The following is a 20,826-nucleotide window of genomic DNA, read 5'->3' as shown; positions in this document are numbered from 1 at the left end:
CATCCCGATGTCCGATTACAAACTGCTGATCGGCGGCCGACTGGTCGCCGGCGACACCACCATGCCCGTCGTCAACCCGGCGACGGAGGCAGTGATCGCCGACTGCCCGCGCGGGTCGGCGGCCCAGATGGACGAGGCGGTCGCCGCCGCCAAGGCCGCCTTTCCCGGCTGGGCCGCACTGCCCATCGCGGAACGACGCGCGGCGATCCTGCGGCTTGCCGACGCGCTGAACCGACGCGCCGAAGAGTTCGCCCGGCTCCTGACCCGGGAGCAGGGCAAGCCCCTGGCGGAGTCCACCGCCGAGCTTGCCTATACTGAGGCCTTCCTGCGCAGCCTCGCCACGCTCGACCTGCCGGTTCGGGTGGTGGAGGACGGCGAGCGGCGGCGGGTCGAGCTGCACCGCCGGCCGCTGGGCGTGGTCGCGGCGATCATTCCCTGGAACTTCCCGCTGCTGATCGTCGCCTTCAAGCTGCCGCTGGCGCTGCTGGCCGGCAACACGATAATCATCAAGCCGGCGCCGACCACGCCGCTGACCACCCTGCGCTTCGGCGAGCTGTGCGCCGAGACCCTGCCGCCCGGCGTCGTCAACATCGTGACCGACGCCAACGACCTGGGTGCCCGCCTTTCCAGCCATCCCGACGTGCGCAAGGTGACCTTCACCGGCTCGACCGAGACCGGGCGGCGGGTGATGTCCTCGGCCGCGGCCACGATCAAGCGCATTACGCTGGAACTTGGCGGCAACGACGCCGCCATCGTGCTGGACGACGCGGACCCGAAAACCGTGGCGCCGCAGCTGTTCGCCGGCGCCTTCATGAATGCCGGGCAGGTCTGTCTGGCGATCAAGCGGCTCTATGTGCACGAGCGCCGCTATGACGCGATCTGCGCTGAGTTGGCCGCCCTGGCCGAAGCGGCGGTGGTCGGCGACGGGCTGCTGCCGGACGTGCGGATCGGCCCGCTCCAGAACCGTGCGCAGTATGACAAGGTTCTGGGTTTCCTGGAGGAGGCCGGCCGCGACGGCAGGATCATCGCCGGCGGTGCCGTCACCGGCGGGCCCGGCTGGTTCATCCGCCCGACCATCGTGCGCGACATCGCCGACGGCGCCCGGCTGGTGGATGAGGAGCAGTTCGGCCCGATCCTGCCGGTGATCAAGGTCACCGGCATCGACGATGCCGTGCGGCGCGCCAACGCCTCTCCCTATGGGCTCGGCGCGTCGGTCTGGTCGTCCAACCCCGACCGGGCCTATGAGGTGGCATGCCGGCTGGAGGCGGGGACCGTCTGGATCAACACCCATCTCGATTTCGGTCCGACCATCCCCTTCGGCGGCGCCAAGCAATCCGGCCTGGGCGTCGAGTTCGCCGAGGAAGGGCTGGCCGAATTCACCCAGCTCACAATCATCAACCGGGCCATCAGCCGGGCCAACTAGCCGAACGGGGAATCGACAGGCCGCCTCCGCGCGGGTTCAGTAGGGGGACCGCACCGCTCCCACCGGGGGCGGTGCCCATAAAGGACCGCCGGTCCACAAACCATGGTCCAGAAATCATCCGGGGAAGGAAAGCAGCCTTGAGTACCGATACCACGTCGCTGACCCAGAGCTATGTTCACGGGGCAGGCAACACCCCGTTGCTGGGCGAGACCATCGGCGCCCATCTCGACCGCATGGCGGCGCTGTCCCCCGACCGGCCTGCCCTGATCGTCCGTCACCAGACTGTCCGCTGGACCTATGCGGAGTTCAAGCGCGCCGTCGACCGGGTGGCGGCGGGGCTGGTGGCGCTGGGGCTGAAGCCGGGCGAGCGCATCGGCATCTGGTCGCAGAACAACGCCGAATGGGTGGTGACCCAGTTCGCCACCGCCAAGGCCGGCCTGATCCTGGTCAACATCAACCCGGCCTACCGCCTGCACGAGCTGGAATACGCCATCAACAAGGTCGGCTGCGCCGCCCTGATCCTGTCGCCGTCCTTCAAGTCCAGCGACTATCTCGGCATGATGGCCAAGCTGGCGCCGGAACTGGAACAGGCGGCCGCCGACAGGCCCCTGTCGCTGAAACGGCTGCCAACCTTGCGCCACCTGATCCGCCTGGGGTCGGAGAAGACGCCGGGCATGCTGAATTTCGACGACCTGCCGGCACTGGCCCGCCCGGCCGACGTGGCGGAGCTGGGACGGCTGGCCGGCATCCTGCAATTCGACGATCCCGTGAACATCCAGTTCACCAGCGGCACCACCGGCAGCCCGAAGGGCGCCACGCTGACCCACCACAACATCCTGAACAACGGCTTTTCCGTCGGCGAGGCGATGCGCCTGACCGAACAGGACCGGCTGTGCATCCCGGTGCCCTTCTATCATTGCTTCGGCATGGTGCTGGGCAACCTCGCCTGCGTCACCCACCGCGCCTGCATGGTGATCCCGGGCGAGGGCTTCGACCCCGTCGCCGTGCTGAGCGCGGTGCAGGAGGAGCGCTGCACCGGGCTGCACGGCGTGCCGACCATGTTCATCGCCCTGCTCGACCATCCCGACTTCGCGCGCTACGACCTGTCGAGCCTGCGCACCGGCATCATGGCCGGCTCGCCCTGCCCCATCGAGGTGATGAAGCGCGTGGTCTCCGAGATGAACCAGCGCGAGATCACCATCGCCTACGGCATGACCGAGACCAGTCCGGTCAGCTTCCAAAGCTCCACCGACGATCCGCTCGAACGGCGCGTCTCCACCGTCGGGCGCATACAGCCGCATCTGGAGGTGAAGATCGTCGATGCGGAGGGCCGCATCGTCCCGCCGGGCACGCCGGGGGAACTGCTGACCCGCGGCTATTCGGTGATGCGCGGCTATTGGGGCGACGCCGAGCAGACCGCCAGGGCCATCGACGAAGCCGGCTGGATGCACACCGGCGACCTCGCCACCATCGACAGGGAGGGCTACTGCAACATCGTCGGCCGGCTGAAGGATCTGGTGATCCGCGGCGGCGAGAACATCTATCCCCGCGAGGTGGAGGAATTCCTCTACACCCACCCCGACATCGCCGACGTGCAGGTGTTCGGCGTTCCCGACCAGCAGTATGGCGAACAGCTCTGCGCCTGGATCCGGCCGAAGCCGGGGACGGCGCTCACCGAACAGCAGGTGACCGCCTTCTGCCAGGGCAACATCGCCCACTACAAGATCCCGAAATACATCCGCTTCGTCGAAGAATTCCCGATGACCGTCACCGGCAAGATTCAGAAATTCGTCATGCGCCAGACCATGATCGAGGAACTGAACCTGTCCCAGGACCGCACCGCCTGACGCACCCAGCCTCCAGCCGGCGGCTTGCCGGCCGGAGGAGTCCCGGCTTCATGCGTCTGCCGGCAACGCCGGGGCGACTGGGGTCAAGACGCCCGTCCGCCCCATGGCAGCCAGGGGCCGATCCAGCCATATACGGCTCCGGTGGCGGTCGAGAACCATCCCTTCGCCTCTTCCGCCAGCGGCGGAGCCTTGTCCTTCCATTGCTTGATCCACTCGACGGCCGGCTGCATGTCCTCCTCGACCGATTTCAGCCGGTCGCTGACTTTGCCGAACTCCTCGCGCTGCTCGTTCAGCCGGGTCGATGCCTGTTCCTGCAATGCGGACAGGGTCTCCATCATTCCCTTCGCCATCTCGATGGTGGCGTTCAGTGTCTCCATCCGGGACGCATCTCCGGTACTGCGATCCGCAAGAGTCTGAAGGTTGGGCATCGACGCCAGCCTCCGCTCGATCTCGTCAAGCCGGGCCTGGAGTTTGTCCAGCCGCTCCAGCAGGGCCGGATCGGCGGGCGCCGGCACGGGAGTGGACACCGCGGCAGCGGGAACCGGCGTGGAGGTCGGAACCGGTGCGTTTGCCGGGCCGGAGGCGCCGCCGGCCGCCGGAGCAGCCGCGCGCAGCAGGTCGGCCGACACGAAACCGGTCCGGCCGCTCTGCGTCACCACGCTGTACCAGGGGGCATCGGCCACCTTGCCGGTCACCCGCAGGCGGCTTCCGCCATCGACCAGCTCGATGCGCGCCGCCCGTGCCGAGGGCTGCTCGCGCACATTGATCCGCGCGGTCGCCACGAAGTCTCCATCCAGCGGCGTGACCTGCGCCGGCAGTGTGTCGCGCGCGCTCTGCGCCCCGGCCGTCAGCGGCGAGGCCAGGAGGAACAGGGCCAAGGCGGCCAGGGCCAAGGCGTCCTGGGGAAGCGGACGAAGGGCCGGACGGGTCGAATTCATGGTTTCGCGCTTTCCTCGTTCACAAAGTCACTGGCCCTGATCAGCCGGTCGATTTCCGCCTCTTCGCGGGCGAGCTGGGCCTCCAGCTCCGGACTAACCTTCCGGCTGCTCCAGAATGCGTCCTGATAAAAGGTGTCGTACCAGTTCTGGAGCGTGTTCATGCCCACGTCCATGGCGACGCCGCCGAGCAGCGACGCGGTGACGACCAGGACGGTCAGGGAGGTCGGCTCCATGATGCTGTCTCCTCGCGGGTCAGAAGGTCTCGGGTCAGAAGGTCTCGCTGGCGAGGTCGCCCTCGGCCACCACGCGCAACCGCTCCAGCGCCTCCTGGCCGAAGCACTGGAACAGCACCGGGGTGGTCAGGGTGTCCAGCAGGGTGGAGCTGATCAGCCCGCCGAAGATGGCGACCGCCACCGGATGCAGGATTTCCGTCCCCGGCATGTCGGACGAGAACAGCAGCGGGATCAGCGCCAGCCCGGCCGACAGCGCGGTCATCAGCACCGGCGTCAGCCGCTCCTCGCAGCCGCGCATGATCAGCACGCGGCCGGTCGGAACCCCCTCATGCAGGGCGAGGTTGATGAAATGGCTGATCTTGAGCACGCCGTTGCGCACCGCGACACCGGTCACCGCGATGAAGCCGATCATGGCGGCAAGGCTCAGATCCTGGCCGAAGACCACCAGGGCGGCGACGCAGCCGATCAGGGCGAGCGGAATGTTCGCCATCACGATCAGGCTCAGCACCACCGAGCGGTAGCGCTGGTACAGGACCAGGAACACCAGGGCGATGGAAACCGCGCACAGCCCGGCCATCACCGGCCGGCTCTCCTCCTCCTGGCGGAAGCTGCCTTCCAGAAGCGTGTTGTAGCCGGACGGCAAGGGTGTGGCGGCGATCACCGCCCGCATCTGCGCGACGATGGCCGACATGTCCGACCCGTCGGTGTTGGCGGTCAGCACGATCCGGCGCATGCCCGCCTCGCGCATGATCTGGTTGGGGCCGGCGGCATTGACGATGGTGGCGACGGAGGACAGCGGCACATAGCCGGCCGGGGTTTCCATGCGCATCTGGGCCAGGGTTTCCGGCGTGCGGTCGGCATCCGACAGGCGCAGCACGACGTCGAACCGCTTGCCGCCGTCGATCACCTGCGACACCGTCCGGCCGTTCGACAGGCTTTCCAGCGCCTGCGCCAGTTGCGCCGGCGTCACGCCGAACAGCTTGGCCCGCTCGTAATCCAGGGTGATCCGGATCTGCGGCACCTGGACCTGCTGCTCGACCAGAAGGTCGCGCAGGCCCGGAATCTCGTCGAACTTCTCGCGGAAGCGGCCGGCCAGCATGCGCAGCGTGCCCAGATCCTCGCCGAAGATCTTCATGACGATGGCGCCGCGCACGCCGTTCTGCGCCACCTCCATGCGCGAGGTCAGGAACTGGGTCACGGTCAGATCGACCGGCAGCACCGACAGGCGGTCGCGCAGATCCTCGATCACCTCGGCGCGGCTGCGGCCGTCCAGCCGGACGCGGATCGGGAACTCGCTGCTGTTGACCGGATCGGCGTCCTCGTCGTCCTCGTTGCGGCCGGTGCGGCGGGCGACGCTCACCACTTCGGGCACCTGCAGGATGATCTGTTCCGCCATCGCCCCGACGCGGCTCGATTCGGCAAGGGAAATGCCCGGCCGGTTCAGCAGCTGGACATAGAGCGTTCCCTCGTTGAAGGGCGGCAGGAACGAGCGCGGCAGCAGCGGCAGGGCCAGCGCCGACAGCACCACCAGCCCGGCGGCGGCGGCCAGCAGCGCCCGCGGGTTGTCGAGCGCCCAGCCGAGCGCCCGGCCGTTCAGCCGTTTCAGCCAGCGGATCAGCCGGCCGTCATGCGACTCCTCCAGATGCTTCATGTTGGGCAGCAGATAGGCGCAGAGCGCCGGCGTCACCGTCAGCGACACCAGCAGGCTGGCGAAGATCGACACGATGTAGGCGATGCCGAGCGGGCCGAACAGCCGCCCCTGCTCCCCCGGCAGGGCAAACAGCGGCAGGAAGACCAGCAGGATGATCGCGGTGGCGTAGATGATGCCCGACCGCACCTCCTGCGAGGCGCGCATGATGACCTCGATCACCTCCAGCGGCCGGTGGCGCCGCCGGTTGTCGCCCAGCCGGCGCAGCGTGTTCTCGACATAGACCACCGAATCGTCCACCAACTGGCCGATGCCGATGGCGATGCCGCCCAGCGTCATCGTGTTGATGGTGGAGCCCATCAGCTTCAGGGTGATGATGGTGAGGATCAGCGACACCGGAATCGCCAGCAGCGAGATGGCTGTGGTGCGCGCGCTCCACAGGAAGGCGGCCAGCACGAGGGCGACGATGACGATGGCGTCGCGCAGCACATCCTCGACATTGTCGACCGAGGCGCTGATCAGGTCGGCCTGGCTGTAGGAAATCCGGTCGGCCTGCACGCCCCGGGGCAGCGAGGGCGCCAGTTCCGCCAGCATGCTCTCAACACGGCCGGCCAGCGCCACGCTGTTGGCTGTCGGATGCTTGAGGATCGCCAGCAGGACCGCTGGTTCGCCGTTGAAGCTCCCTTCCCCGCGCTTTACCTTGGCGGCGAAGCTGACTTCGCCGATCTGGCTCAGAAGCACCGGGCGTCCGTCGCGGAAGGCGACCACGAGGCTGCGCAGATCGTCCAGGCTGCGGCTGCGGGCGACGTTGCGGATGATGAATTCGGTGTTGTAGAGGTCATTGAAGCCGCCGCTGCTGTTGCCGCCGAAGGCGGTCAGCGCCTGCTCCACCTGGGTCAGCGTGATGCCCAGCATATTCATGGCGACCGGGTTCGGGGTGAAGCGAAACTGCCGCACGTCGCCGCCGACGACATAGACCTGCGACACCCCCTCCACCGCCATCAGCCGGGGCCGGACGGTCCAGTCGGCCACTTCGCGCAGGGCCATCGGATCCATGCCGGGGGCCTGCACCACCAGTTGCATCGCCAGCCCCATCACCGACGACATCGGCGCCAGATGCGGGACGACGCCGGCCGGCAGCCGCTCGCGCACCATGCCGATCCGTTCCGTCACCTGCTGGCGGTTGCGGTTGGGATCGGTCCCCCAGACGAACTCGACATAGATCAGCGAAAAGCCGGGGCTCGACGCGCTGCGGATGCGCGACACCCCCGGCATGCCGTTCAGCACCAGTTCCATCGGATAGGTGATGAGCTGTTCGACCTCCTCGGGTGCGTAGCCGCCGGCCTCGGTGACGATCGTCACCATCGGCGGATGCAGGTCGGGAAGCAGGTCGATCGGCATGTCCCGTGCGATCAGAACGCCCCAGCCGGTGATCAGCAGCGCCGCGATCAGGACGAGGGGGCGCTGGCGCAGGCTGATTCCGACAAGAAAGGTGAACATGACGACGGGCGTCTCCGAAGGCGGCCGGAAGGCTGGAGGTGGCGAAGGATCAGGCTGCCTTGCCGGGCCAGCGGCGGCGGATGGCCACCGGATGCTGCCACAGCCACAGGAGGGCCACGATCAGGGCGACCGCCACCCCCGCCCAGACGATCGGCCGGTGGGCGGATGCGGCGCCGGGGACGGTGTCCGCCAGTCGCGGCACCAGCAGGTCGGCAGCCCCGGTCGCGGTCGCCCCGGCCAGCGCCATCCTCACCGTCAGCGGCGTGACGCTGGCCGCCGGCAGGTAGGGTTCGGAGCGGTAGATGCCGGGAGAAACCTCGCTCAGCTCCAGCGTCTGCCGCGGGGTGTCGATCCGCAGTTCGGCTCCGCTCAAAGCCTCGCTGCTGTCATAGCGGTCGACGAAGGCGAACAGCCGCTTCTGGTTGGCGATCACCACGACGCTGACGGGTTCCGCGGCAGCCCCCCTCACCGTCGTCCGGGCCAGTTCCATGACCATCGCGACGCGTGGCGACGCGGCAGTCCCGGCCGGCCCGGCTTCGTCGGCTAACGCCCGGCCGGCGGAACCGGCGGTCAGCCCTGCTGCCAGACACACCGCCAGCACGGCGGACGCCGCGCCGGCGGCGGCGCAACGGAGCCAGTCTGCCGTCTTGCTGCGAAACTCCATGGCGTCCTCCACTGTATCTGCATTCATTGTTTTGGCTGGGCGTTGTTTTAGCCGGGCATCGTTCTTGCCGGGCGGAAGCGGAAAGGCGGCATTACTGGAACTGCGACAGCAGCCGGGCACCATGGGTGACGATCCGGGCGCCCGGTTCCAACCCCGCGGAGATCAGCACGCTGCGGCCATCGATCATCTCGGTCTTGACCGTGTGCGGCATGAAGACCTCAGGCTCGACCAGTTCCCAGACCTGTTCGGCCCCGCCCGAATCGTTGACCACCGCCTCGCGGGCGATGGGAATGCCCTCGCGCATCTTCGATTCGTTGCGGACCGTGACGGTCACCGGACGGCCGACCCGAAGACCCTCCATCGGGTTCTCGATCCGGAACATCAGGGGCACCGACTGCTGCTGCAACGCCAGCCCGCTGCCGATGAAGGTCAGGTCGAGCGCGTCGCCCTCCGGCGTCACCGCGCTGGCATTGTGGACCAGCTGAGTGCCGCGGGCGACCTCCGGGTCGGCGGCGACCGCTTCGATCCACAGGCGCTGCGGGTTGACGATCTCGAAAATCTTTTCGCCGGGATGGACGATGCGGCCGTTGATGGCGGTCGACGCGCTGACCACGCCGTCGATGGCCGCCCGCAGCACCTCCTGGGTCTGAAGCATCGGCAGCAGGGCCTCCCGCTCGCGGCGCAGACCTTCCAGCCGGACTTCCGCCTGCATCACCTTGCCGTCGCGGAAGGGCACGAACCAGAACTGCTTCAGGATCTCCACGCTTTCGGCGGTGATCCGGATCTCGTTGGTCAGCCGTGCCACCTCGCGCCGGACCTGGCTGCGATCGACGACGCCGATGGCCGGCGCGACATAGCCGAGGATCTGTCCCTTGCGCACCGTTTCCCCCAGGACCGGCATGCCGGTCTTCGGCGGTTCGATGCGGCCGAGCAGGCTTGCCTCGACATCGCCATGGGCGTTCGGGTCCGGCACGATCCGGCCGGGCAGCTTGACCGTCAGCGGCGTGCGCACGCTGTCGGCCCTGTGCGTGCGGATGTCGAACATCCGTTGCAGCGGCTTCGGCACGAAGTAGGAGCCGTCCGGCCTGCGCTGAGGCTTGTCGATCGCCAGCGATGCCAGCAGCTTCGCATCCGTCGCGCGCGGTTGCGGCACGGAAGCCACCGCTTCGGCCACGGCGGCCACCGGCGGCGTTGCCGGTTCGGATGGCGCCGGTTGGGACGACGGCGAAGCAATGGAAGCGGCCGGAGACGCGGCGTTCGGAACGGTTGACGGCGCTGCGGAAGCGGTCTGGCCGGCCTCCCGTGCCGAAGAATCCTGCGCCGATGCCGCCGGCATCGCGGCGTCCGTGACATGGACTTGGCTGACCGGGGTGCGGTTGACCCCGAACATATAGGCGACTTCCCAGCTGAATTGGCCGAGGGCGTTCGATCCGCTGGAAATATAGCTGCCGACCGCCGCGACCGGTGCGGTTGCCGTGTTCACCACCGTGCTTGCCGCCGAGCAGGCGGTCGAGCCGATCCATTGGCCGGTGCCCGACAGCCAAGTCCCGTCGGCGGACAAGGCGGCGGACGAGGCGGCGGATGAGCCCCCGGACGAAGCGGCGGCCGGTGCGGCAGGCGGGCGCCGCACCCTGACGGGAGCCTCATCCTCCGCTTCCGTTCCGTGACGGCTCCAGGCCGCGGCGGGTGCAGCGGACAGCGATGCCAGAAGAACTGCGGCGGAAACCGCCGAGGACACCGCGCGGGACAGCCCCGCGCTCCGCACGAGCGCCACCGGCTGATCGAGCAGCTGCCGGCCCCGCTGCCGGGGGCCCTTCGCCGGCCTTGCGGAGCCGACGACATGAGGCTGGTCTTGGCCCGCCATGGTGCGATCCACCGTTCCAAACACGTTCGGCATGTAGATTCCGGCGTTCGATGATGCCCGATCCGGCCGGCAAAGCAGCGAACGCACGACCGTCCCGGATATGGACCCGCTTCCCCGGCCGGCGCGCAAACCTCGCCTGCCGTCATTGGACCCGAGGAAGCCTAACGAATTATGAATGACCATGTTGGGATGCACCGTTCTGAAATATAAACGGCAGGATTGCGAAATCTTCCAACAAGGATCGATCCGCAAGGACTGTTAAGAGGCGTAACTTTCCAAGGAATCCGGCGCCAAAATCCTTGTTATCACTGCCGATTACATATTCAACCTAACATATTGCCAGTGATAATCCCCCACATCCTTTGATGAAAATTTCTTCGACAGACAACAATAAGACTCTGATTCGGAACGAAAAGTTTCAACACCGCCGGAGTCTGCAAATTTCCCGTGAACGCTTTTCCGTTTACCCTGATTGAGGTAGCCTGTCCGATATGAGATATGCGGACTACTGGACACTCGAATCAAGGACCGCCTTTTCACATGCCGACGCCGCAGGAAGACGATGCCGCCCGGCACCGTCGGCGCCGCCCCTGTCGCCGGCTTGGAAATCGGTCGTCGACAGTGACTTGCGGACCGTAGCAGCCATGCCAAACCCGAGCGGAGCGTGACCGTATGCAAGACGTCCAATCCACCGAAGAAACCGGCAGCCGATCCGGCATCGACCGGCAGGCGTCCGAAACGGCCACGCCCGGACTTCAGACCGCGCCCGCCATCGTGCAGCCCAGCCGCAGCAACGGTCCCATCGTCCTGACCATCCTGCTGGCGGCGGCGGCGGTGTGCGGCACCGTTCTCTATTCCGACGACCTGCGCTCGTCCTTGCTGTCTCCGAGCCGCACTCAGCTGAAGCTCGATACGCTGGAGCGGACCGTCGCGGGGCTGACGGCGATGCCGGAGAAGCTGACGGCGCTGGAACAGGCGGTCGCGGCGACCGGCAAGCGCATCGACCAGCAGGCCGTTACCGGCCGCGTGGTATCGGTGATCGCGGCACGCCTGCTGAAGGAGTCGCTCGGCACGTCCGATCCATTCGTCGACGATCTCGCCCTGATGCGCCTCTCCGCTGCGGCGGATCCCGAACTCTCGAAGACGCTCGATTCGGTGTCGGGCTACGCGGCCAAGGGCGTGCCGACCCGGACCCAGCTCTATGCGTCCTTCGGGCTGCTCGTGCCGTCCGCTCTCCAGGCGGAGGTGCAGGATGGTGCAGGCGGACTGCGCGAAACCGTCTGGGGCTGGATGACCGGCCTCTCGACGGTCATCCTGGCATCGGCGTCCGATTCGCCACCGCAGGCAGCCGATACGACGGCTCAGCAAGGGGCGGCTCCACAACCGGCGGCTCCGCAACCGACCGAAACCAGGACCCCGGCGCTGCTGGCTGCCACGGCGGCCCGGCTCGAAGCCGGCGAACTCGCGGCGGCCATCGACATCATGGCTTCGCTCGACGGCGTTGCCGCACCGGTCGCGGCACCCTGGCTGGCCGACGCCCGCGCCCGGCTGGCCGCGGAGCGGACCGGCGCCGTCCTGGAAACCCGGATCCGCAGTTGGAGCGCCGCCGGCACCCAATAAGGAAGTCGGCCCACTGCCGGGATGCGCGCCCGGCCGCATGGCGGCCTGCGGCCCCGGACCGGTGGGCCGGACACCGATCATTTCCCGCTTCCACCGCCAGATTGCGAGGCTACCGGTGACAGAGCTAAAGAAAAAGGTATCGGCGGTGATGGTTGCCGCCGGGCTTGCGCTTTTCGCCGGGACGGCGGCGCAGGCGGCAACGGTGCTGAACCGCGGCAACGGTGGCGAGCCGTCGACGCTGGACCCGCACCGCACGGACGGGCGCATCGAATCGAACATCCTGCGCGACCTGTTCGAAGGGCTGGTGGTGTATGGCCCCGACGGCCGCATCCTGCCGGGCGTCGCCGAAAGCTGGCAGGTGTCGGAGGACGGCAAGCTCTACAGCTTCCAGCTCCGTGCCGACGCCCGCTGGTCCAATGGCGACGCGGTGACGGCCGAGGATTTCGTCTACAGCCTGCGCCGTGCCCTGACGCCCAAGGACGGCATCCAGCCCTCCTCCAACATGCGCGTCATCAAGGGCGCCGCCGCCGTCATCGACGGCACCAAGCCGGCCGACACGCTGGGCGTCGCGGCGCCGAACCCGCGCACCGTGACCATCGCGCTGGAGGCGGCCACTCCCTATTTCCTCGACCTGATCGCCGCCGACAACAGCGCCCTGCCCGTGCATCGCGGCACCGTCGAGTCCCAGCGCGAGCGCTGGACCGATCCCGGCAAGATGGTCAGCAACGGCGCCTATGTGCTTGAGGAATGGCGGGCCCGCCAGCAGATCGGCCTGGGCAGGAACGCCAATTTCCACGGCCGCGGCGGCGTCGCCATCGACAAGGTCAACTTCTTCCCCATCGACGACTCCGCCGAGGAGGTCGACCGCTTCAAGGCCGGCACCCTCCACCTCACCTACGAGGTGCCGCAGGACCGGGTGAAGTGGATTTCGCTGACCGAACCGAAGGTGTTCTGGAACAGGCCCTTCCTGGCGACCTACTATTACGCCTTCAACCTCACGGTCGAGCCGTTCAAGAGCAACCGCGACCTGCGCCGCGCGCTGTCGCTGGCGGTCAACCGCGAGAACATCGTCGACAAGGTGACGCGCGCCGGCGAGACGCCGGCCTACGGGCTGGTGCCGCCCATCGTCCCCAACTATCGCCGCCAGACCGCCGACTTCATCGCCGAGCCGATGGACAACCGCCTGCGCGAGGCGCGCCGCCTGTTCTCGGCCGCCGGCTTCAGCCCGATGCAGCCGCTGGCGGTCGAGATCCTCTACAACCAGTCGGAAAACAACCGCGTCATCGCCGACGCCATCATTTCCATGTGGCAGGACGCCTTCGGCAAGGGCATCCAGGTCAAGCCGGTCAGCGTCGAACGCACCGACTATCTCAAGCGCCGCGCGCGGCGCGATTTCCAGATCGTCCGCGCCGCCTGGATCGGCGATTACGCCGACCCCACCGTCTTCCTCAACCTGATGCTGTCAACCGCCCTGCCGCCGCGCAACGATCCCGGATACCGCAGCCGCAAGTATGACGAGCTGCTCGCCAAGGCGGCGGCCAGCGAGGATGCGGCCCAGCGTTCCTCCCTGCTCGGCCAGGCCGAGAAGGCAATGATCGACGACGACCCGGTCATCCCGATCTATCACTTCTCCACCAAATCGCTGGTCAGCCAGCAGATCAAGGGCTGGGTCTACAACGTGCGCGACGTCCATCCCAGCCGCTTCCTGTCCTTCGCCGAGAAGGCCGCCTCGTGATCGCCGCCACGGCGTCCACGGCAGCCTGACAGCAGACAGACGGCACAGCGAAAGCAGAGCGACAGGGGGAAACACATGGATTTCGGCCTTCTCACCATTCCGCTGGTGACACTGGCGATGGCCTTCGGCTTCGCCGTGTTCACCGATACCCAGACCATCCATTTCGACTATGTCGACGTGCCCGATTCGATCTCCCAGGAAACCGGTCTGACGCCGGCGGTGGTGATCACCAAGCTGGCCGACGACATGCAGGAGATCGAGCGGCAGGCCTTCACCAAGGCCGAAGCCCGTCAGGTCGAACTGCATGCCGACCAGAGCGCCACTTCGGTGCTGGGTGAATATCTCGGCGTCACCCCGCTGATCCGCGTGGTGCAGGAATCGGCGCACATGATCCCCTTCACCTTCTCCGGGGAAATCGTGCGCCACGACCAGCAGGTCGAATTCATCCTGCGCAGCTACGACAGCCACCACAACAAGACGCGGATTTCGCGCAACGGCTCGGTCGACGACATGAAGGGCCTGATCCACGGCGCCGCCTATGAGGCGATGCGCGTGGTGAACCCCTACATTCTGGCCGCCTACCAGTTCAAGCGCGACCGGCTGTCGCGCGATTTCACCCCGACCCTGGAAATCCTGCGCCGGGAGCTGGAAGGACACGATTCGCGCTACGCCCCCTGGCTGCACAATCTGTGGGGCATGGTTCTGTACCAGCAGAACGACCGCCACGGCGCCATCCACCAGTTCGAGGAGGCGGTGCATCTCGACCCGAACTTCCTGTCTCCGCGCCTGAACCTGGGCGTCGTCAATGCCCGGCTCGGCGAATACGATTCGGCGGTGCGGAACTTCACCGCGGTGGTGCAGCACCCCAACGTGGCGCAGAGCCCGGCGGTGAAGGCGGCGGCGCTGAGCGAATGGGGCTTCACCCTGGCCCTGACCGGCCGGATCGACGAGGCCTATGCCAAGTTCGACGAGGCCAGCAGGGCCGATCAGAATTTCTCCGACGTCTATTCGAGCTGGGCCGAGGTGCTGAGCGCCCAGGGACGCCGTGAGGAGGCGGAGCGGATGACCGCCAAGGCGCTGAAGCTTGCGCCCAAGGAGGTCGTCTACACCGAAAACCTGATCGGCACCGTCCAGAACGTGCCGGCCACCGCCAGCATGAACTGACGGGTGGCAGGACGTTGACGGTATGACGGAGGGGGGCCGAAGCATGAGGCGGAACGCACACTCCACAACCATTTCCGCTGCCATCTCCACTGCCATCGCCGCGGTGGCGGCGGCGATGGTCATCCTGGTCGCGGCGGCTCCGGCCGTTGCGGCGGGTGGGCATGGCGGCAGCGGGCACGGTGGCCGCCAGGTCCGCCATGCGGTGCCGGTCCATGCCGAGGTCAAGCATGCGTCGGCCCACCGCAGCAAGGGCAAGGGTCATGGCGAAAGCCACGATGACGACCATGGCGGCGGCCACGGCACCAGCGTCCTGCTGCTGGTGATTTACGGCCTGCTCGGCGTCAGCAACGACCATGGCGGGGATCATGGCGGCGGGCATTCCAGCCCCATCGCCTCGATCTTCGGAGGCGGCCATGGCGGTGGGCATGGCGGAGGCCATGGCGCCGACCATGGAACGGGACACGGCCCCGACCCGGCCGGAGCCCATGGCCCGGCCGACGCCACGGTCATCCCGGCAGCAGCCCATTGATGGCGGCCAATTGCCGGTGAATGGTCCGGGACCCGCGGGTTCCGGTCGGATTTTCAGAGCGGAGACCATGCAAGCAACCGAAAACAACGGTAAGGGCCGGTCGTTATGACCGTTGATGTCGCAGGCTGCCATGCCGTCCTTCATATCGACCGGCTGACGTCCAATCTCGCGATGGCCAGATCGATGCTGGACCGTGGCTCCCGCATCCTGGGCGTGGTCAAGGCCAACGCCTATGGTCATGGCGCCCTTGCCGTGTCCCGGGCGCTTGAACGTGCAGGCATCGACGGTTTCGCCGTCGACGGCCCGGATGAGGGAATCGAGCTGCGGCAGGCGGGGATCGCATCGCCGATTCTGGTGATGAACCCGCTTTGCCCCGACGAGGCATCCCCGATGATCGGGTTCGGCCTGACGGCGACAATCAGCGATGTCGAAGCGGCCGAAGCGCTGCAAGCCGCGGCCCGCCGGGCCGGACGCCCGGCGGACATCCATGTCAGAGCCCGGTCCGGCTGCGCCGGGCTGGGCGCGGACGGGGACGCACTGGTCCCCCTCCTGCGCGCGTTGCGCAGCCTCGCCAATCTGCGGGTGGAAGGGTTGTTCACCCACATGATCGGTCCCTACCGGGACGACCCCGGCCAGATCGGGCGGGAGGTCGCGGGCTTCCACACCCTGATCGACCGGCTGCCGGCTGATTTGCCGAGGCCGCCGCTCGTCCATGCCGTCACCAGCCCCGGCCTGTTCAATGCCCCCGACGCCCGATTCGATATGGTCCGGCTGGGCGCCGTGCTTTACGGCATCCGCATGGTCGAGGCCGGCGGCGCGCCCTTCCCGTTCCGGCCGGTGATGGAACTGGTTTCGCGCGTCGCACATCTCTGCCGGCTGGAGCCGGGCGATGACATCGGATACGGCCCGGCCGCCCGGCGACGGAGCGATGGACGAAGTGGGGGGCCGGCCGGGGGCGGGACCGGAGGACGGGCCGCGATGATCCCGGTGGGCTATGCCGACCTTCCCTATCTGCTGCGCTTCCGCGACAGCGCCGTGCTGATCCGTGGGCGGCGGGCTCCGCTGATCGGTGAAGCCTTCATGGGCAAGGTCCTGGCGGACGTCACCGACATCCCGGACGCCGCGCTGGGCGACGAGGCGGTGTTCGTCGGGGCGCAGGGCATCGAGACGATCACGGTGGAAGACATCGGCAAGGCCAACGGCATCCGCCCGTCGGCCATTCTGATGCTTGGGCCGCGCGTGGCGCGCCGCTTCGCCGGAGAGGTTGGGGAACAGGTGGGGGGCGTGGAATGAGCCGATGCGGACGGATGCCGAACCGGCGCCAAGTGATCGCCGGCGCCGGCACAGCGGTCTTGAACGCCCTTCTTCCGGGCGGCGCGCACGCAGGCCGGGCGACCGACAACGCATTGCTGCCGAAGCTGACCGACGGGCGGCACTGGCGCATCGGCTATGCCGAGACGATGCCCTATGGCAATTATGCGGGCACCCTGGCCAGCATCGTGAAGGGGCTGGACGCCCTGTCCTGGCTGAACGGAGCGGCACGGATGCCCTATGACGCCGGCCAGAGCGACAGCGAGGCACTGTGGCGCTGGCTGTCGGCGCGCGACCTGGGGCCGCGCATCCGCTTCGTCGCCGACGGCTGGTACGGCGGGCTGGATCAGGCGTCGGCGGAACCGATCCTCCCGCGGCTGGAGGGCGGCGGCGACATCGACCTGATGATCGTCATGGGCACCATCGCCGGGCGAAAGCTGGCGCTGGACCGCCACGCCGTCCCGACGCTGGTGTTCTCCACGACCAATGCGGTTGCCGCCGGCATCGTGGGCGCCGCGGAACAATCCGGTCGCAATCATGTCTGGGCCCATGTCGATCCCCAGCGCTATCACCGCCAGATCCGCATCTTCCACGAGACCTTCAGCTTCCGCCGGCTGGGGATCGCCTACGAGAACAGCACGGCCGGCCGTGCCATCGCCTCCATCGCAGACATCGAGGCGATGGCGGGACAGCTGGGGTTCGAACTGGTGGCGCGCCATGTCCAGGCGCCCGCCGGGCCCGACGATCAGGAACGCTATTATGCCGACCTCGCCGCGGCCTGGGGCGACCTCTCCCGGCAGGTCGACGCCATGTACATCACCTTCGGCCGCTGGAGCCTGGAGCGCTTTCCGCCCCTGGTCCGCATCTTCCAGGAGCGCGGCATCCCCACCTTCTCGCAGCTTGGACCGGAGGAGGTGGCGCAGGGCGCCCTGATGAGCGTCGCCCGCAGCGATTTCGACGGAATCGGCCAGTTCGGCGCCTCGGTGATCGCCCGGCTGGCCAACGGCGAGAGGTTGGCGGAGATGCGCCAGATCTATTTCGACACGCCGACCATCGCCTGGAATCTGGCGGTTGCGAACCGGATGGGCTACCGCCCGGCGATGTCGGCGCTGCTGGCCGCCGACAACATCTACACCAGCCTCGGCGCCATGCCTTGAGCGGCCCGCCATCAGCCGAGAGGAACCGTCACGTGCAACGCAAGACCGGCCGTTTCCTGGCGACGTTCCTGCCATCCGTGCTGCTGATCGTTGCGGCGCTGGTCTTCAGCGCTGGCGTCAATGTCGGCACCTTCCGGCGGGATTGCGGCGATGCGCTTTTCTCCACCTTCAGCGTCGCCGGCCGAAAGGTGGTCACCAGCATCGAATATGCGGTGAAATACGGCAAGACCATCGACAATTTCTTCGGCATGGAGCGGGCGCTCAACCAGCTGAGGACCTATCTGCCGCAGGCGGACGGGGTCGCGGTGGCATTGCCGAACGGACAGATCGCCTACGCCATCGGCACCTACGGCTTCAAGGATCGCGTCGGCGACCGGCTTTCCGGCTATGAACAGCGCCGGACAGCTGAGGAATTCAAGCGCAACACCTCATTCAACTATCACGATACCGACAACCGGTCGTACGAACTGTATCTGGCGATCCGCGATCCCGGCGATGGGCGCTGGATCGGCACCCTGATGATCGCGGCCAGCGATTCGGTGATCGACGATTACGTCCGCGCCTTCGAACGCCACACGCTGATCCTCGTCGGCGCGCTGGGTGGGGTCGCGATCCTCCTGCTGGGCGGCCTTGCCCTGCTGCCGGACCGCGGACGCGGCGGGCTCGGTCGGCCGCGCTCCGGACGCGCGGCGCTCGCCGTCGCGGCACTGGTGCAGATCGCGGTCGGCGTGACCGGCTACGGCGCCTTCAGCGACGCCTATCTGCGCACCGTGGAGAACACCACCGGGATCGTCGAGAACATCGTGGCGACGGACATCGGCTCCGTCATCGGGCGCGGGGCGACCTACCGCTCCTTCTCGGGCATCGACGATTATTTCCGCGAGATCATCGGCATCGTTCCCCACTTCAAGGGCATGTCGCTGGCCGTTCCGGAAGGGGCAGATCTGTCGGGCTCGCTCGGCTCCGGCCAGCCGGCGGCCAAGGGGGATCTGGTGACGGGACGGGCGCTGGCGACCGACGCGGACTTCGTGACGCCGACCCTGCGCATCGTCATCGACAGCGACTTCATCCAGCGCAACATGCTGGAGGTCGTCGCCAACAACGTGACGATCCTGATCATCTCGCTGATGTTCATCTATGAACTGCATGCCTTCGTCAGCCGGCGGATGCGGCCGACGGTGGAGACGGTAACCGAGACAGAGGCAGCGGTGGCGGGCGCCGATGCCGCCGCCGCGACCGGCCGGTCCCTGGCCGGTCTCCGCTTCCTCACCTTCATGCTCTATTTCGGCATGTTCCTGTCGGCCTCCTTCGTTCCCGTCATCATGCAGACCTTCGACCGCGGCCTGTTCGCACTGGCTCCGCCCCAGGCGGCGGCGATTCCGGTGTCGGTGGAGATGCTGTGCGGCGCGCTGGCGATCCTGCTGGCGGGACGGATCAGCGCGCGGCTGCCCTGGCGGACGATGACCGCCGCCGGTCTGGCAGTCGCCGTGCTGGGCGCCCTGATCTCCGGGGTGACCGGCGATCCGGTCCTGTTCATCGTGGCGCGCGGTCTGGTGGGTGCCGGAACGATGACGGCGCTGATGGGGCTGTACCGCCTGATCGACCGCATCCGCCGGATCGACCCGGCCACGGGCGCCTATTCCGACCTGTTTTCCGGCATGTATGTCGGCGTCAATTGCGGCGCGGTCGTCGGCAGCCTGCTGGCGGACGCAATCGGCCCCCACGCGGTTTTCCTGATCGCCGCGGTCGTCCTGACGCTGGGCATCGCGCAGTTGCTGCTTCTGACCCCCGAACCGGCGGGAGCGGCCGCCATCGCTGCCGCCGCCCCCGCCGTGGCGAAGCCGGACGGCGACACGGCACCGGCGCGGCGGGTGTGGAGCGACGGCTCCTTCCTCGCCTTCCTGCTGCTGGTGTCGGTTCCGACCTCCGCCTGCAGCATGTTCCTGATCTATTATTTCCCTCTGTTCGCCAGCGGGTTGGGACAGCCGGCCTCCACGGTCGGTCAGGCCTTCCTGCTCTATGGTCTGTGCATCGTCTATCTCGGTCCGCTGCTGTCGCGCCGGATGCGGTCGAGCAACCTCGCCCCCGGCCTGCCGGTCCTCGCCTCCGGCCTCATCATGGCGGCGGGACTGACGACCTTCGCGCTGACCGGAAGCCTGGTCGGGGCGTTCCTGGCGATCCTGCTTCTCGGCCTCAGCGACAGTTTCGGCCTGACCGCGCAGCAGCGCTATCTCGAGCGGCTGCCTGTCGTGGGCACCCATGGGCTCGCGGTTCCGCAATCCTATCATCTGAACGCCCGGAAGATCGGTCAGGTCATCGGCCCGATGCTGTTCAGCGCCGCCGCCGTCGCAGGCGGGGCTGGCGCGACGCTGATCGGCCTGGGGCTGGCGGCGGCGCTGCTGCTGCATCTGGGACTGTCCGTCCTGGCCCTGCGCCGGCGCCCGTTCACGGCCAAAACGGCATGAGGGAGATGGCGGTACAGGCACGAACGCAGGGCAGTCCGCTGCACTTGGCGATTCTCGACGGCAGCTGGGCGCCGGCCATCGCCGCGTTGCAGGATGCGGCAATCGGCGACCGCATGTATCCGGTCAGCGGCGACCAGATCGCCGAGATGCTCGGCCCCCGCGGCCTGACGGTGGGGGCGTTGGCCGGCGACAGGCTGGTCGGCTTCTTCTCGCTTCTGTTTCCCGGCCGGCAGCCCGACTCGATGGGCCTTCCTTTCGGGCTTGTGGATGGGGAACTGGATGCGGTGGTCCACTGGACCGCGGTGATCGTCGATCCCGCCTTCCGGGGACAGCGGTTGCAGCAGCGGATGGTCGCAGCCGTCGACTGGCGGCTGTTTCCCGAGTCCCCGCACGACTACGGCTTCGTCACCGTGCGCGCCGACAATCCGCCCAGCCTGCGCAGCATGCTGGCCTGCGGCTTCGCCATCGTCTGGGCCGCTCCCAAATTCGACGGCCACCTGCGCCATACCCTGTTCCGCATCACGCCGGGCGACGGCGCGGTTCCCGGCGGCGGGGAGATGGTGGCGCTGATGGATGTGCAGCGTCAGATGGACCTGATGGCGCGGGGATGGATCGGCTGGCCCCAGGATACCATCCCCGGCCACGTCCGCTTCGCCCCCCCGGTTCCCGGCAGCCTCGTCGACCGCATCAGGGCGCGGAAGCGGTCCGGATAGGCCGGGCGGTCACAT

Annotated in this window: 15 protein-coding genes; 10 read left to right on the top strand and 5 right to left on the bottom strand. The window is 67.8% G+C overall.

Translation table 11 applies throughout. The features are described from left to right. Window positions 1-7 precede the first annotated feature (7 nt). Together GBZ48_RS18860 and GBZ48_RS18855 are read left to right on the top strand one after the other, a co-directional pair. Complete coding sequence (locus tag GBZ48_RS18860; RefSeq protein WP_174472398.1) at window positions 8-1,423, top strand: aldehyde dehydrogenase family protein; 1,416 nt, start codon at window positions 8-10, stop codon at window positions 1,421-1,423. 137 nt (window positions 1,424-1,560) lie between these two features. Next, window positions 1,561-3,270, top strand: coding sequence for an AMP-binding protein (locus GBZ48_RS18855; RefSeq protein ID WP_246307294.1), 1,710 nt, complete (start codon window positions 1,561-1,563; stop codon window positions 3,268-3,270). An 83-nt stretch (window positions 3,271-3,353) separates the two neighbouring features. On the opposite strand, the gene GBZ48_RS18850 is transcribed toward GBZ48_RS18855, so the two are convergent. From GBZ48_RS18850 to GBZ48_RS18830, 5 genes are all read right to left on the bottom strand, one after another. Next, window positions 3,354-4,208 carry an SH3 domain-containing protein gene (locus GBZ48_RS18850; protein WP_174472397.1) on the bottom strand — a complete coding sequence of 285 codons (855 nt, stop codon included), beginning with the start codon at window positions 4,206-4,208 and terminating at the stop codon, window positions 3,354-3,356. Then, complete coding sequence (locus tag GBZ48_RS18845; protein ID WP_109451626.1) at window positions 4,205-4,441, bottom strand: hypothetical protein; 237 nt, start codon at window positions 4,439-4,441, stop codon at window positions 4,205-4,207. The genes GBZ48_RS18850 and GBZ48_RS18845 overlap by 4 nt, the downstream gene beginning before the upstream one ends. A gap of 34 nt (window positions 4,442-4,475) precedes the next feature. Then, window positions 4,476-7,589, bottom strand: a complete 3,114-nt coding sequence (locus GBZ48_RS18840) for an efflux RND transporter permease subunit (RefSeq protein ID WP_174472396.1) — start codon at window positions 7,587-7,589, stop codon at window positions 4,476-4,478. 49 nt (window positions 7,590-7,638) lie between these two features. Next, window positions 7,639-8,253, bottom strand: coding sequence for a hypothetical protein (locus GBZ48_RS18835; protein ID WP_174472395.1), 615 nt, complete (start codon window positions 8,251-8,253; stop codon window positions 7,639-7,641). A gap of 91 nt (window positions 8,254-8,344) precedes the next feature. Next, complete coding sequence (locus GBZ48_RS18830) at window positions 8,345-10,117, bottom strand: efflux RND transporter periplasmic adaptor subunit (protein WP_246307293.1); 1,773 nt, start codon at window positions 10,115-10,117, stop codon at window positions 8,345-8,347. Between the two features lie 672 nt (window positions 10,118-10,789). On the opposite strand from GBZ48_RS18830, the gene GBZ48_RS18825 reads away from it, so the two are divergent. From GBZ48_RS18825 to GBZ48_RS18790, 8 genes are all read left to right on the top strand, one after another. Beyond that, window positions 10,790-11,737, top strand: coding sequence for a mitofilin family membrane protein (locus GBZ48_RS18825; RefSeq protein ID WP_174472393.1), 948 nt, complete (start codon window positions 10,790-10,792; stop codon window positions 11,735-11,737). A gap of 148 nt (window positions 11,738-11,885) precedes the next feature. Continuing rightward, the gene (locus GBZ48_RS18820; RefSeq protein ID WP_211105807.1) at window positions 11,886-13,472 is read left to right on the top strand and encodes a peptide ABC transporter substrate-binding protein; all 1,587 of its coding nucleotides are present in this window, start codon (window positions 11,886-11,888) and stop codon (window positions 13,470-13,472) included. A 75-nt stretch (window positions 13,473-13,547) separates the two neighbouring features. After that, on the top strand, window positions 13,548-14,636 hold the full coding sequence (locus GBZ48_RS18815) for a tetratricopeptide repeat protein (RefSeq protein ID WP_174472391.1): 1,089 nt from the start codon (window positions 13,548-13,550) through the stop codon (window positions 14,634-14,636). A gap of 43 nt (window positions 14,637-14,679) precedes the next feature. Next, complete coding sequence (locus GBZ48_RS18810) at window positions 14,680-15,165, top strand: hypothetical protein (protein WP_246307292.1); 486 nt, start codon at window positions 14,680-14,682, stop codon at window positions 15,163-15,165. 105 nt (window positions 15,166-15,270) lie between these two features. Next, on the top strand, window positions 15,271-16,458 hold the full coding sequence (gene alr, locus GBZ48_RS18805; protein WP_174472389.1) for an alanine racemase: 1,188 nt from the start codon (window positions 15,271-15,273) through the stop codon (window positions 16,456-16,458). Window positions 16,459-16,517: 59 nt separating this feature from the next. Further along, window positions 16,518-17,633, top strand: a complete 1,116-nt coding sequence (locus GBZ48_RS18800; protein WP_246307291.1) for an ABC transporter substrate binding protein — start codon at window positions 16,518-16,520, stop codon at window positions 17,631-17,633. A 32-nt stretch (window positions 17,634-17,665) separates the two neighbouring features. Then, complete coding sequence (locus tag GBZ48_RS18795) at window positions 17,666-20,098, top strand: MFS transporter (RefSeq protein WP_343049595.1); 2,433 nt, start codon at window positions 17,666-17,668, stop codon at window positions 20,096-20,098. A 44-nt stretch (window positions 20,099-20,142) separates the two neighbouring features. After that, the gene (locus tag GBZ48_RS18790; RefSeq protein ID WP_174472386.1) at window positions 20,143-20,811 is read left to right on the top strand and encodes a GNAT family N-acetyltransferase; all 669 of its coding nucleotides are present in this window, start codon (window positions 20,143-20,145) and stop codon (window positions 20,809-20,811) included. The last annotated feature ends 15 nt before the right edge of the window (window positions 20,812-20,826 follow it).

The sequence above is a fragment of the Azospirillum melinis genome, from assembly GCF_013340935.1.
In the GTDB taxonomy this organism is placed as follows: Bacteria; Pseudomonadota; Alphaproteobacteria; order Azospirillales; family Azospirillaceae; genus Azospirillum; species Azospirillum melinis.
Note: the sequence above shows the minus strand (reverse complement) of the source record. Positions and strands in the feature narration are given on the sequence as shown.

Bases quoted from the DNA above. Each gene is read 5' to 3' on its own strand.
- GBZ48_RS18840 (WP_174472396.1), bottom strand. From the start codon at position 7,589: ATGTTCACCTTTCTTGTCGGAATCAGCCTGCGCCAGCGCCCCCTCGTC.
- GBZ48_RS18860 (WP_174472398.1), top strand. From the start codon at position 8: ATGTCCGATTACAAACTGCTGATCGGCGGCCGACTGGTCGCCGGCGAC.
- GBZ48_RS18820 (WP_211105807.1), top strand. From the start codon at position 11,886: ATGGTTGCCGCCGGGCTTGCGCTTTTCGCCGGGACGGCGGCGCAGGCG.
- GBZ48_RS18825 (WP_174472393.1), top strand. From the start codon at position 10,790: ATGCAAGACGTCCAATCCACCGAAGAAACCGGCAGCCGATCCGGCATC.
- GBZ48_RS18845 (WP_109451626.1), bottom strand. From the start codon at position 4,441: ATGGAGCCGACCTCCCTGACCGTCCTGGTCGTCACCGCGTCGCTGCTC.
- GBZ48_RS18810 (WP_246307292.1), top strand. From the start codon at position 14,680: ATGAGGCGGAACGCACACTCCACAACCATTTCCGCTGCCATCTCCACT.
- GBZ48_RS18830 (WP_246307293.1), bottom strand. From the start codon at position 10,117: ATGGCGGGCCAAGACCAGCCTCATGTCGTCGGCTCCGCAAGGCCGGCG.
- GBZ48_RS18850 (WP_174472397.1), bottom strand. From the start codon at position 4,208: ATGAATTCGACCCGTCCGGCCCTTCGTCCGCTTCCCCAGGACGCCTTG.
- alr (WP_174472389.1), top strand. From the start codon at position 15,271: ATGACCGTTGATGTCGCAGGCTGCCATGCCGTCCTTCATATCGACCGG.
- GBZ48_RS18835 (WP_174472395.1), bottom strand. From the start codon at position 8,253: ATGGAGTTTCGCAGCAAGACGGCAGACTGGCTCCGTTGCGCCGCCGCC.
- GBZ48_RS18815 (WP_174472391.1), top strand. From the start codon at position 13,548: ATGGATTTCGGCCTTCTCACCATTCCGCTGGTGACACTGGCGATGGCC.